Origin of the sequence: Segatella copri, from assembly GCF_009494395.1 — a bacterium.
Taxonomy (GTDB): domain Bacteria; phylum Bacteroidota; class Bacteroidia; order Bacteroidales; family Bacteroidaceae; genus Prevotella.
The window spans coordinates 1-13,915 of record NZ_VZCB01000031.1 but is presented as its reverse complement, the minus strand read 5'-3'; the positions used below and the strand labels follow the sequence as shown (position 1 = coordinate 13,915).

Annotated in this window: 10 protein-coding genes; 9 read left to right on the top strand and 1 reads right to left on the bottom strand. The window is 47.3% G+C overall.

What is annotated here, in order from left to right; all coding sequences use genetic code 11:
- Positions 1–105: 105 nt before the first annotated feature.
- Positions 106–2,430: a polyribonucleotide nucleotidyltransferase gene (pnp, locus tag F7D73_RS03285; RefSeq protein WP_153122271.1), complete on the bottom strand. Its 2,325-nt coding sequence runs from the start codon at positions 2,428–2,430 to the stop codon at positions 106–108.
- A 194-nt stretch (positions 2,431–2,624) separates the two neighbouring features.
- Between pnp and F7D73_RS03280 the strand changes: the two genes are divergently transcribed.
- The 9 genes from F7D73_RS03280 to F7D73_RS03240 all read left to right on the top strand — a co-directional run bounded on the left by F7D73_RS03280 (position 2,625) and on the right by F7D73_RS03240 (position 13,084).
- Positions 2,625–3,803, top strand: a complete 1,179-nt coding sequence (locus F7D73_RS03280; RefSeq protein ID WP_153122270.1) for a TlpA disulfide reductase family protein — start codon at positions 2,625–2,627, stop codon at positions 3,801–3,803.
- Between the two features lie 136 nt (positions 3,804–3,939).
- Positions 3,940–5,397: a sialate O-acetylesterase gene (locus F7D73_RS03275; RefSeq protein ID WP_153122269.1), complete on the top strand. Its 1,458-nt coding sequence runs from the start codon at positions 3,940–3,942 to the stop codon at positions 5,395–5,397.
- Between the two features lie 63 nt (positions 5,398–5,460).
- Complete coding sequence (locus F7D73_RS03270) at positions 5,461–5,994, top strand: NUDIX hydrolase (RefSeq protein WP_153122268.1); 534 nt, start codon at positions 5,461–5,463, stop codon at positions 5,992–5,994.
- Positions 5,995–6,099: 105 nt separating this feature from the next.
- A complete protein-coding gene (gene topA, locus F7D73_RS03265) occupies positions 6,100–8,427 on the top strand; it encodes a type I DNA topoisomerase (protein WP_153122267.1) in 2,328 nt (775 codons plus the stop codon).
- A gap of 53 nt (positions 8,428–8,480) precedes the next feature.
- A complete protein-coding gene (locus F7D73_RS03260; RefSeq protein ID WP_153122266.1) occupies positions 8,481–9,008 on the top strand; it encodes a shikimate kinase in 528 nt (175 codons plus the stop codon).
- A gap of 67 nt (positions 9,009–9,075) precedes the next feature.
- Positions 9,076–10,968, top strand: a complete 1,893-nt coding sequence (gene speA / locus F7D73_RS03255) for a biosynthetic arginine decarboxylase (RefSeq protein WP_153122265.1) — start codon at positions 9,076–9,078, stop codon at positions 10,966–10,968.
- Positions 10,969–11,057: 89 nt separating this feature from the next.
- A complete protein-coding gene (gene argB, locus F7D73_RS03250) occupies positions 11,058–11,828 on the top strand; it encodes an acetylglutamate kinase (RefSeq protein WP_153122264.1) in 771 nt (256 codons plus the stop codon).
- 250 nt (positions 11,829–12,078) lie between these two features.
- Positions 12,079–12,594 carry an RNA polymerase sigma factor gene (locus tag F7D73_RS03245; RefSeq protein WP_153122263.1) on the top strand — a complete coding sequence of 172 codons (516 nt, stop codon included), beginning with the start codon at positions 12,079–12,081 and terminating at the stop codon, positions 12,592–12,594.
- On the top strand, positions 12,584–13,084 hold the full coding sequence (locus F7D73_RS03240) for a pyruvate ferredoxin oxidoreductase (protein WP_153122262.1): 501 nt from the start codon (positions 12,584–12,586) through the stop codon (positions 13,082–13,084). The genes F7D73_RS03245 and F7D73_RS03240 overlap by 11 nt, the downstream gene beginning before the upstream one ends.
- Positions 13,085–13,915: the final 831 nt, after the last annotated feature.

Below are 13,915 nucleotides of genomic sequence, written 5' to 3'. Positions count from 1 at the left end.
TTCCATTCAACTATAACAGACCACTCCACACCCATCAAGACATAAAAAAGGTGCATCTCCTCCTTTCGGAAAAGATGCACCCTAACATATTTCACTTATAATGTACTATTCTACATCATTGTTATGGTCCAAAGAATCATTAAAATCCTTTGGAGCCTGCTCTTCGTTATGATGCTCATAACGACGTGGCTGACGAGCAGGACGCTCACCACGACCCTCACCATGGCGCTCATCACGACGGCCGCCACGACGCTCACCGCGCTCAGGACGTGGACGACGCTCACGCTCTACGTAACCCTCTGGCTTCTCCATCAACACACGGTGAGAGAGCTTGTACTTGCCAGTCTTAGGATCAATCTCCATCAACTTCACCTTAATCTTGTCGCCTTCCTTGATACCAGCCTCTTCAACTGTCTCAAGACGCTTCCAGTCAATCTCAGAGATGTGGAGCAAACCATCCTTACCAGGGAGAATCTCTACGAAGCAACCGTAAGGCATGATAGAACGGACAGTACCCTCGTAAACCTCACCAACCTCAGGAACAGCTACGATAGCCTTAATCTTAGCCAAAGCTGCATCGATAGAATCCTTGTTAGGAGCAGATACCTGTACGTGACCCTTACCATCAGTCTCCTCGATAGTGATAGTAGCACCAGTATCCTCCTGCATCTGCTGGATAATCTTACCACCAGGGCCGATAACAGCACCGATGAACTCCTTAGGAATATCGAATGCTACGATACGTGGAACCTGTGGCTTCATCTCAGCACGTGGCTCAGAGATTGTCTCCATCATGCAGTTGAGGATATGCTCACGACCAGCCTTAGCCTGCATCAAAGCCTCCTCAAGAATCTCGAAGCTCAAACCGTCGCACTTGATATCCATCTGTGTTGCGGTCAAACCATCGCGGGTACCAGTGGTCTTGAAGTCCATGTCACCCAAGTGGTCCTCATCACCGAGGATATCACTGAGGATAGCGTACTTGTCTTCACCTGGGTTCTTGATAAGACCCATAGCAATACCTGAAACTGGCTTCTTCATAGGAACACCTGCATCCATCAGGGCGAGAGTACCGGCACAAACAGTAGCCATAGAAGAAGAACCGTTAGACTCGAGAATCTGGCTTACCAAACGTACTGTGTAAGGGAAGTCAGCAGGAATCTGACCCTTCAAACCACGCCATGCCAAGTGACCGTGACCAATCTCACGACGGCCTACGCCGCGCTGAGCCTTAGCCTCACCTGTAGAGAATGGAGGGAAGTTATAGTGAAGGAGGAAGCGCTGGTAGCTCTTCTCGAGCACACCGTCGATAAGCTTCTCATCCATCTTTGTACCAAGAGTACATGTAGAGAGAGACATGGTCTCACCACGCTGGAAGATAGCGCTACCGTGAGGCATTGGGAGTGGAGATACCTCACACCAGATAGGGCGGATATCTGTAGTAGCACGGCCATCAAGACGCAAGCCCTCATCGAGGATGCAACGACGCATAGCATCGCGCATTACGTCATCATAGTAGCGGGTTGCCTCAGCGTGCTTCTCCTCCAAGTCTTCCTCAGAAAGATCAGAATGAGCTGCGTCATACTTCTCAAGGAAATCAGCCAACACCTTGTCGAAAGCATCCTGACGGGCATGCTTCTCCAAAGCCTGGTGGTTGATATCATAAGCAGGCTTGTAAAGCTCAGACTTAATCTGCTCACGGAGTTCCTCGTCGTTGATCTCGTGGTCGTACTCACGCTTCACGTCAGTACCCTTCTCCTTAGCCAACTCATACTGGAGCTCACACATAGGCTTGATAGCCTCGGCAGCAGCCTTGAGGGCACCGATAAGATCCTGCTCAGAAACTTCCTTCATCTCACCTTCTACCATCATGATATTGTCCTTGGTAGCACCAACCATGATATCCATGTCAGCCTCTTCCATCTGCTGGAATGTAGGGTTAACGACATACTCACCATTGATACGAGCTACACGAACCTCAGAGATGTAGTGCTCGAAAGGAATATCTGAACAAGCCATGGCAGCTGAAGCAGCGAAACCTGCAAGGGCATCTGGCTGGTCAACGCCATCGGCTGAGAGCAACATTACCTGTACGTAAACTTCTGCATGGTAGTTAGAAGGGAAAAGTGGACGCAAAGCACGGTCCACGAGGCGAGAGGTAAGGATTTCCTCGTCGCTAGCCTTGCCTTCGCGCTTAGTGAAACCACCAGGGAAACGACCAGCAGCACTGTACTGCTCACGGTAATCTACTTGCAAAGGCATGAAATCTGTACCCGGAACTGCATCCTTTGCTGCACAAACAGTTGCGAGAAGCACTGTGTTACCCATGCGGAGAACCGCAGCACCATCAGCCTGTTTTGCAACTTTTCCGGTCTCAATTGTGATGGTTCTTCCATCAGGCAACTGAACACTTTTTGTAATTACGTTCATCTAAATTAAAAACTTATTGTTTTGTCTAACATCTAAAATATCTAAAACGGTGCAAAGATACCTCTTTAATAATTAATAAACGAATAAATGAGCAACTATTTTCAACTTTTTTAAATATTTTATCTATCTAAGATGCATTATTACCAATTTTATTACTACCTTTGCAGTCGATAATTTTGCAAAATCATAAATTCATGAAGATAACTAAACTCTATTCAGCAGCAGTGATTATGGTCGCTGCCCTGGCTTTAACTTCTTGTAACAACAAGAAATTTCATATCAACGGTAATATTACCGAGGCAAAGGACTCTATGCTCTATCTAGAGAATATCAGTCTTAACGGCCCTGTAAAAATAGACTCCGTAAAACTGGGCGAAGATGGTACTTTCGACTTCCAGGAAAACGCAATGGATTCTATCACTCCAGAATTCTACCGACTCCGCATCGCCAACCAGACCATCAACCTCAGCATCGACTCTACTGAGACTGTTACAGTAAAGGCAGCTTATCCGCAGATGAGTTACAAGTATGAGGTAGAAGGTTCAGAGAACTGCAATACCATCAAGGAATTGTCACTCAAGCAGATGTTGCTGCAGAGCAACATCAACGGCATCGTTAAGAATCCGAATATCGGTGTTGACTCAGTAGATGTCATCGTGGCCCGCATGCTGAACGATTACAAGCAAGATATCAAGAGGAACTATATCTTCAAGGCTCCTATGCAGGCTTCATCTTACTATGCTCTCTTCCAGACTATCCAGCTCGGCAATACGAATTCCCTCATATTCAATCCGCGCAACAACAAGGAAGACGTGAAGGTGTTCGCCGCCGTAGCTACCAGCTGGGACACTTATTACCCAGGCGCAGAGCGTGGCAAGAACCTGCACAATATCGCCATCGAAGGAATGAAGGATATCCGCATCATAGAAAACCAGATGGCTCAGCAAAAGATTGACGCCAGCAAGGTACAGGTTAACGGCTGCATAGAACTTGCCTTACAGGACAATCAGGGACAGATACGCCGTCTCTCTGACCTCAAGGGCAAGGTAGTATTGCTCGATTTCCATGCCTTCGCAAGTAGCGAAAGTACCAAGCGTATCATGATGCTCCGCGAACTCTACAACAAGTACCATGCTGCCGGACTGGAAATCTATCAGGTATCAGTAGACCCGGACGAACACTTCTGGAAAACGTCTACAGCAGCCCTTCCATGGATTAGTGTACGCGACGAGAATGGTATTCAGGGGAAAAGCTTGACTTTATATAATGTACAAAGCATCCCAACCTTCTTCCTCATTGACAGAAACAACACCTTGCAGGCTCGCGATGCTCAGATCAAGGACTTAGACGCAGCCATCAAAAATCTCCTATAATATATAGGTAATCAGAAGTTTAAGTTTGAAAGTCTGAAAAGTTTTTCCAGCTTCCAAACTTAAACTTCAAGCTATAGATTTCGCTCTATAAGATAAAGACAATTTATAAACAACAATAAACTTTAAACACTAAAAAATGAATAAGAAATTTTTAGCATTAGCAGCTTTGGCTCTTATCACGACAGGAGCACAGGCAAAAGTAAAGTTGCCACATATCTTAGGTGACAACATGATTATCCAGCAAGATTCAGAAGCCAACCTTTGGGGCTGGGATAAGCCAGGCACAACGGTAAAGGTAAACACTTCGTGGTCTTCCAGAGTTTATTCTACAAAAACAGGGAAAGACGGCAAATGGGCAGTCAAAGTCTTGACACCCAAGGCCAGCTACACCCCGCTCTCCATTACATTTGATGATGGAGAAAAGACTACCATCAACAATGTTCTTGCAGGCGAAGTTTGGGTTTGTGCAGGTCAGAGCAACATGGAGATGCCCGTAAAGGGATTCGGCAACTGTCCTGTTGAAGGATACAACAAGGTGGTACTTGAAGCCAATCAGTACAAGGGCGTTCACTACGTAAAGATTCCTAGCGTGATGAGCAGCAAGCCTCTTGATGACGCCAACTGCGAATGGAAGGCCATCAATCCAGAGACGGTAGGCGATGCTTCTGCCACCGGCTATTTCTTTGCGCAGGTGGCAAACAAGGCGCTAAATGTGCCTGTGGGACTGGTGATGGCGAACAAGGGCGGAAGCCGAGTTGAGAGCTGGCTCGACCGTGACTATCTGAAGAAGAACACGAAGGAAGATCTCGATTCCATCAAGATGACGAAGAATCCTAAGTTCAAGTGGGACTTCCTCTACCCTCTTCTCTGGGGCAACGGAACCTTCCATCCAATCCTCAACTACAGTGTAAAGGGCATTCTCTTCTACCAGGGCTGTTCTAACGTTGGCGACCCAGCAGGACAATACACCCAGCGCCTTGCCGACCTTGTTGCCCAGTGGCGTCGTGATTTCAAACAAGGAGAGTTACCATTCTACTTCGTTCAGATAGCACCATATCATAATGGCGATGTCAATGGCGACTGGGGACCAAGACTCCGCGAGCAGCAGTTTAACGCAGCCAAGGTGATTCCTAACAGCGGCATCGTGTGCACCGAAGATCTGGTTTATCCATACGAGGTGGAGCAGATCCACCCTTGCCAGAAACAGCCTGTGGGCGAGCGTCTTGCCCTCCAGGCGCTCAGCAAGACCTACGGTGTGAAGGGACTCTTCAATGAGAGCATGACCTTCAAGGAGATGAAGATAGTAGGCGACACCGTGAAGGTTCACTTCGACAACACCTACGGAGCCTATAACCGTTTTGAAGGCATCAAGGGCTTCGAGGTAGCAGGCGAAGACAAGGTATTCCACCCTGCCACAGCCAAGCATTTCTGGCAGGAAGGTGGCAACGACGGATGGAACGAGTGCATCATCGTAACCAGCCCAGAGGTAAAGAAGCCTGTGGCTTTGCGCTATTGCTTCCGCAATTTCCAGCTTGGCAACATGGCCAATGCCGGTGGACTTCCGCTCTTCCCTTTCCGTACAGACAACTGGTAATCAACAACATAACGGTCGATCTTTGATTAATCCAAAGACCGACCGTTCTTTAATATATACATTATGAGTCACGTATTAGATAAATTCAAGTTTTGCCCCGTTTGCGGATCCCCGAACTTCGAAATCAACAACATCAAGAGCAAGAAATGCAAAGACTGCGGATTCTCCTACTATCTCAACCCTAGCAGCGCCACAGTAGCCTTCATCCTCAACGAGAAAGACGAGCTTCTGGTAGTTCGCAGAAAGAACGAGCCTGCCAAGGGAACCCTCGACCTGCCTGGTGGTTTTGTCGACATGGACGAAACCGGAGAAGAAGGCGTGGCAAGAGAAGTAAAAGAGGAAACTGGGCTTGACACCATAGAAGTAAACTATCAGTTCAGCATCCCCAACCTCTACCTTTACTCCGGCTTTCTGGTCCACACCCTTGATATGTTCTACATTGTCAAGGTAAAAGACCTCTCTCACGTTGAAGCAATGGACGATGCAGAAGAGTCCTATTGGATTCCTCTTAAAGCCATCCATCCCGAAGAGTTCGGATTAGGTTCCGTAAGACAAGGAGTCATCAAATTTCTTGCAAAACACAAGACGAAAGAATGAAAAAAGCCCCGAAACATTTAAAAAACTAAAAAAATCGCTATATAATAAGGTATAAGCAAAAAGTTTATTTACTTTTGCAGACCAAAAGAAATTGTGTAGAAGCGTATGCAAGAAAATTTAGTAATCGTCGAGAGCCCTGCAAAGGCCAAGAAAATCGAAGAGTTTTTAGGTAAAGACTTTAAAGTAATGTCTTCTTACGGTCATATCCGTGACCTGAAGAAGAAGGAACTCAGTATAGACGAGAAGTCCATGGAACCTTGTTATGAGATTCCAGAGGAGAAGAAAAAACTCGTCACAGAATTAAAAGCTACAGCGAAGCAAGCCAAGAAGATTTGGTTAGCATCCGATGAGGACCGCGAGGGAGAAGCCATCAGCTGGCACCTTTGCGAAGTTCTCGGATTGGATGAGGAGAAGACAAGCCGTATCGTCTTCCATGAAATTACCAAACCTGCCATCTTGGACGCTATTGAGCACCCACGACATCTGGACATGAACCTGGTGAATGCCCAGCAGGCCCGCCGTGTACTCGACCGCCTGGTAGGTTTCAAGCTTTCGCCTGTATTGTGGAGAAAGGTGAAGCCTGCACTCTCTGCCGGCCGTGTACAGAGCGTTGCCGTACGTCTGATTGTAGAACGTGAGCGTGAGATTCAGAAGTTCAAGAGCGAACCATACTACCGCGTCAACGCCATCTTCGCCCTCATCAATGAGAATGGTGGAGCTACAGAGGTGAAGGCTGAACTTGACCAGCGTTTCAAAACCCATGAAGAAGTGGAAACCTTCCTGGAGAAGTGTAAGGACGCCAACTTCTCTGTAGAAACAGTGAGCAAGAAGCCACTGAAGCGTACACCGGCGCCACCTTTTACCACCTCAACCTTGCAGCAGGAAGCTGCCCGCAAGCTCAGCTTCACCGTAAGCCAGACCATGATGGTAGCACAGCGCCTATACGAGAGTGGACGAATCACCTACATGCGTACCGATAGCGTAAACCTCTCTACCCTATGTACCAATGCAAGCAAGGATGAGATTATCAAGGTTTACGGCAACGAATATAGCAAGCCACGAACCTATCATACTAGCTCAAAGGGAGCACAGGAGGCTCACGAGGCTATCCGCCCAACATACATGAGCGAGACAAGCATCGATGGAACCAGTCAGGAAAAGCGTCTGTATGAACTGATCTGGAAGCGTACACTCGCATCACAAATGGCAGATGCGTTGATTGAAAAGACAACCATTACCATCAATATCGACAATGCAAAAGAGAAGTTCATTGCCAATGGCGAAGTTGTTTCTTTCGATGGTTTCCTCAAGGTTTATCGTGAATCAACTGATGAGGATGAAAATGCAGAAGATGCAACTCATCTCCTGCCTGCCATGAAAGAAGGCGATGCTTTGCAGCGCCGTGAGATTATTGCTACAGAGAAATTCTCTCTGGCTCCTGCAAGATATACAGAGGCCAGCCTCGTCAAGAAACTGGAAGACTTAGGCATCGGCCGTCCATCAACCTATGCTCCAACCATCAGTACCATCCAGCAGCGTGAATACGTGGTGAAGGGAGACAAGCAGGGCGTGGAACGTTCATTTACTGTAGATTCCCTGAAGGGTATCAAGGTTACCCAGAAAACCAAGAAGGAAATGGCTGGTTCGGAGAAGGGCAAGCTCCTCCCTACAGATATCGGCATCGTGGTAAATGACTTCCTGATTGCCAACTTCCCTAGCATCATGGACTATAACTTTACAGCAAACGTAGAGCAGAAGTTTGATGATATTGCTGCAGGAAAGACTGAATGGAACAAATGGATGAAAGACTTCGACAAGAGCTTTGAGCCAGAAGTGAAAGAAGTCATGAATGCACGCAGCGAGCACAAAGCCGGCGAACGCGAACTGGGCAAGGATCCTAAGACAGGACGTCCTGTATACGTAAAGATAGGCCGTTTCGGTCCTGTGGCACAAATTGGAAGTGCAGACGATAAAGACAAGCCTCTGTTTGCCCAATTGCCTTCCGACAAGAGTATCGAGACCATTACGCTGGACGAAGCGCTGGAGCTCTTTAAGTTACCAAGAGAAGTTGGTGAGTTTGAAGGCACTACCGTTACCATCGGTGCCGGCCGTTTCGGTCCATACGTGCTCCACAACCGCAAGTATGTAGCCATTCCTAAGGAAGATGATCCACTGACCATTACTTTGGAAAGAGCTATCGAACTCATCCAGGAAAAGCGCTCCAACGAGGAAAAGCGTCATATCAAGACCTTCGAGGAAGACGACAAGCTGGAACTCCTGAATGGCCGTTACGGTCCATACATTGCCTATGATGGAAAGAACTATCGCATTCCTAAGGCAAAGCAGGAAAACGTTGAAGCTCTCAGCTATGACGAATGCATGACCATCATCAAGGAAGCTCCTGAGCCAAAAACCAGAGGTCGTAAGAAATAAGAGAATCTGCCATCGCCCCCAAAAAGAGCGATGGCAAGAAATAAACTGAAGAAATGAAGTCAATCATCATTATTGGATATATGGGTGCCGGCAAGACTACAGTCGGGAAAGCTCTCGCTAAAGAACTTGGCGTAATGTTCTATGATCTCGACTGGTATATCGAGAGTAGAATGAGAAAAACCGTGAAGCAGATTTTCGATGAAATAGGCGAAGAAGGGTTCCGCAAAATTGAACGCAACATGCTCCACGAGGTAGCTGAGTTTGAAAACGTAGTAGTGAGCTGCGGTGGAGGAACACCATGTTTCTTTGACAACATGGACTACATGAATCAATTAGGTGAAACCATCTATCTGAAAGCATCACCAGAGACACTCCATACCCACTTGAAGATGGGCAAGGGAGTGAGACCTCTCCTGCTCAATAAAACACCCGAAGAGGTTGAAATCTTCATCCGTGAGCAACTGAAGCTACGTGAACCATTCTACAACAAGGCAAAACACATTATAGACATCAATGTGATGGACGACTTCGACAAAATCAACGGGATGGTTCAGCAGATACGGAAAATGCTGAACGTATAATCGTGGCTATAATAATAAGGTAATATCATAAATAAACAAACAGATTTCTAGCAAGACAAGAACAGAAATGAAGAAATGGACTATTGAAGACTCGAAGGAGCTCTACAACATCGGTGGCTGGGGCACTTCTTACTTTGGCATCAACGACAAGGGTGATGTCTATGTAACTCCATGCAAGGATAACACGCAGATTGATTTGCGCGACATCATGGACGAGTTGGCATTACGCGACATCAACGCTCCCGTACTGCTCCGTTTCCCAGACATCCTCGACAACCGCATCGAGAAGACAGCCAGCTGTTTTCAAAAGGCAAAGGAAGAGTATGGATACAAGGGAGAAAACTTTGTCATCTATCCTATTAAGGTGAACCAGATGCAACCAGTCGTTGAGGAGATTATTTCTCACGGCAAGAAATTCAACCTCGGTCTGGAAGCAGGTTCCAAGCCTGAACTCCACGCCGTTATCGCCGTACAGGCTCAGAGCGATTCGCTCATCATCTGCAACGGCTACAAGGATGAGAGCTACATCGAGCTTGCCTTGCTGGCACAGAAGATGGGTAAGCGCATCTTCATCGTGGTAGAAAAGCTCAATGAGCTCGACATCATCGCCAAGGTGGCAAGCAAGCTCAACGTGAAGCCAAACATCGGTATCCGCATCAAGCTCGCTTCTTCCGGCTCTGGAAAATGGGCTGAGAGCGGTGGCGATGCATCGAAGTTCGGTTTGACAAGCGCCGAACTGCTCACCGCCCTCAACAAGATTGAGGAGATGGGATTCCACGACTGCCTGCGCCTCATCCACTTCCACATCGGAAGCCAGATTACCAAGATCCGCCGCATCCAGACGGCTCTCCGTGAGGCGGCTCAGTTCTACATCAACCTGCACAAGATGGGATACAATGTAGATTTCGTAGATTGTGGCGGTGGTCTTGGCGTAGATTACGACGGCACCCGCTCTTCCAGCAGCGAGAGCTCCGTGAACTATTCTATCCAGGAGTATGTAAACGACTGTGTCTATACATTCGTTGATGCAGCCAACAAGAACAATATCGAGCATCCTAACCTCATCACCGAGAGTGGCCGTTCGCTCTCTGCCCACCACTCCGTATTGGTGATTGATGTCTTGGAGACTGCTTCACTGCCGGAAATGCCAGAGGAGTTTGAGGCAAAGGAAACTGACCATCAGCTGGTGAAGGACCTTTATGAAATATGGGACAACCTGAATCCACGCAACATGCTGGAGGACTGGCACGATGCTGAGCAGATTCGCGACGAGGCTTTGCAGCTCTTCTCTCACGGCATCGTAGACTTGAAGACCCGTGCCGAGATTGAGGCGATGTACTGGAGCGTGTGCCACGAGATCAACAGCCTTGCCAAGCACATGAAGCACGTGCCTGAGGAGCTCAGAGGATTGGACAAGATTCTTGCCGACAAGTATTTCTGCAACTTCTCACTGTTCCAGAGCCTGCCAGACAGTTGGGCCATCGACCAGCTCTTCCCTATCATGCCTATCCAGCGCCTGGACGAGCGTCCTACCCGCAACGCTACCTTGCAGGACATCACCTGCGACAGCGACGGCAAGATAGCCAACTTCGTAACCGATGGTCATATCGGCAACGTTCTCCCTCTTCACCCACTGAAGAAGAACGAGCCATACTATCTCGGTGTGTTCCTCGTAGGTGCCTACCAGGAGATTCTGGGCGATATGCACAATCTCTTCGGCGACACCAATGCAGCCCACATCTCTGTAAAGAACGGCAAGTACTGCATCGACCAGATATTCGATGGCGAGACCGTGGAGGAGGTTTTGGATTACGTACAGTACAATCCTAAGAAGCTCGTCCGCCAGTTGGAGCAGTGGGTAACCAAGAGTGTGAAGGAAGGCAAGATTTCTCTTGATGAGGGTAAGGAATTCCTGGGCACCTATCGTAATGGTCTCTTCGGATACACATATCTTCAGTAAGTGAAGAATGAAGAGTGAAGAATTCAATTGCTTTACTAATCATAAAGTTCAATGTTCAAAGCTCAAAGTTCAATGTTCAAAGTAACAATATGGAAAAAGTAACAGTAGTAAAGGTTGGCGGTGCCATCGTTGAAGACAGCGAGCAGCTGGCACGGCTCTTGAAGGATTTTGCAGCCATTCCCGGCAAGAAAGTACTGGTGCATGGCGGTGGACGCCGTGCCACCAAGGTAGCCGCAGCCCTCGGCATTGAGAGCAAGATGGTAAACGGCCGTCGCATCACCGATGCAGATATGCTGGAGGTGGTAACCATGGTTTATGGCGGTTTGGTCAACAAGAATCTGGTTGCCAAGCTTCAGGCTAACGGCGTGAACGCCCTCGGCCTGACAGGTGCCGATATGGACGTAATCCATAGTCACAAGCGCCCATTGAAGGACGGCATTGACTTCGGATTCGTAGGCGATGTAGAGCGTGCCAACGGCAAGATGCTCCAGACCCTGATTAACGAAGGCATTACCCCCGTGATGGCTCCATTGACCCACGACGGAAAGGGCAATATCCTCAATACCAATGCCGACACCATCGCAAGCGAGACAGCCAAGGCTCTGGCTCCTTACTACGACGTGACATTGATATACAGTTTTGAAAAGAAAGGCGTGCTCAGTAATCCTGAGGATGACGACAGCGTGATTCCAGTGATTACCCATGCCGATTTTGAGAGATACAAAGCAGACGGTACCGTGGCAGGCGGCATGATTCCGAAACTGGAGAATGCCCTTGCAGCCATCGATGCTGGTGTGAAAGAGGTGATTATCACCCTCGCTACCGCCATCGACGGGAAGCACGGAACTGTTATTAAGTGAAAAGTGAAGAACGAAGAGTGAAGAATTCATCACTCTTCTTTTTTACTCTTTCACATGTGGTTCAAGTACGGGCTGAAGGCCCAAAAGCTCTTAGCCCAGGGTAGCCCCCTGGGGTTAGGAATGTGGGCTGCTATCGCCCTGTAAGGGCAAAAGCTTTCCACGCTAAATTTGTTAGAGATTGTTAAATAATAACTTTTTTAGTACTGTCCTGTAACTTTCTTACAGGTAAGTCGTCATTAATTATAGAGGGATGAAAAAAATCAGTTTCCAAAACGATGTTTTGCCACTGAAGAATAAACTCTTCAGGCTGGCCCTTCGCATTACTCTCAACCGGGAGGAAGCGGAAGACGTTGTGCAGGATACGATGATTAAAGTCTGGAATGCCCGCGAAAGATGGCAGGAGCTCGACTCCATCGAGGCCTACAGCCTCACCATCGCCCGCAACCTCTCGATCGACCGCATCAAGAAGATGGATAATCAGAACGATTCGCTGGAAGAGCAGACCACGGAAAGGCTCGACGAGACATCATCCACTCCTTCCGAACGCATGATTCAGAAAGACAAGCTGGACATCGTAAGGAACATCATTAATGAACTGCCCGAGAAGCAGCGCAGCTGTCTGCAACTTCGAGACATCGAAGGAAAATCCTATAAGGAAATAGCAGACATCCTCAGCATCACCGAAGACCAGGTCAAGGTGAATATCTTCAGGGCTCGACAAACAGTTAAACAAAGATTTCAACAATTCGACAGTTATGGATTATAAGTACATCAACCAACTTTTGGACCGCTATTGGAAGGCAGAGACTTCTCTCGAAGAGGAGGAGATTCTCCGCGCATTCTTCAGCCAGGACGAGTTGCCTGCCGAGCTGAAGCCATATAAAGCACTCTTCTCTTACGAAATGGGTGAGGCTAAGCATGAGACATTGGGTGATGACTTCGACCAGAAGATGATGGCGATGATTGAGGATGAATACACCAAGGAGCCAAACAAGGCAAAGGTGGTTTCATTGACAGAGCGCCTGAAGCCGCTCTTCAAGGCTGCTGCCGTAGTAGCTATCGTCCTGACCTTGGGCAATGCTGCTCAGGTTCCTTTCCAGAACGATGTCGATAATCAGATTGAAAACGTAGGATATACAAAGAGCGGAAAGGGTGTTTCCGTAGCCATGGGCGATTCTGCTGCCGTTGATTCCATGCAGCGCACGGGCATCGACCAGGTGAGCACCACCAATGCAACTCCTACGATATTGAAGTAGTTATTTCTATGCTTTCTCTATATAAAAATCATGTTTAGTAAAACAATTATGAAACTGTGAAGTTTCAATTCTCTCAAATTTTTCATAACATACTAACGTATTAGGGCTGCCAGGATGTACTGGCAGCCCTTGCTGTTTTATAAAATAAACTAATTCATGGTTTCGTGGGGCACAATTTAGCGCCATCAAGAGTCTTCATTTAAGCCTCCTGCCGGTCATCATTTAAGCCTCCTGCTGGTCATCATTGATGACTCTTGCCTGCCTTCATATAAGGCTCCAGGCTAGCTCAAGAAGGAGAAATCAAGAGGGTGGTTTCTTAGATGGGGGTTAACAGGTTAACAGTTAACAGCCCGAAAATGCATACTACTCCCCACTCACATATAATAATAAGTATATATATATTTAAATATTATAAGGTAAGCAGGAGGGGGAAGATGCAAAAAACAGCTGTTAACTGTTAACCTGTTAACTCCTTGCCCTCTTTGTTAAAAAATCTAACTCGCTCTAAATTGGACTTTGATTGAAAATCAAGAAGTTGGGCGTTTGCCTATATTATATAGGTAACAATATGGAAACGAGCGGACTTCTGCTCGTTTCTGTATTTTGCAATATGCAAAGAACGCCTCAATTCGGGGACAAAGATACGATATTTTTCTAAATCTCGCATAGCTTACAAGGAGAAAAACTTGGAAATTAGAACTTTTTACGTTAAAATCCATATTTGACAAGCAGATTTTGAAGAAAATATTTGGAGTTTCCAATAAAAAAGAGTATTGTTTGCAGCAACAAATCCCACCACGCCTCTCAACGATGCGTACCACGGTGGGACTT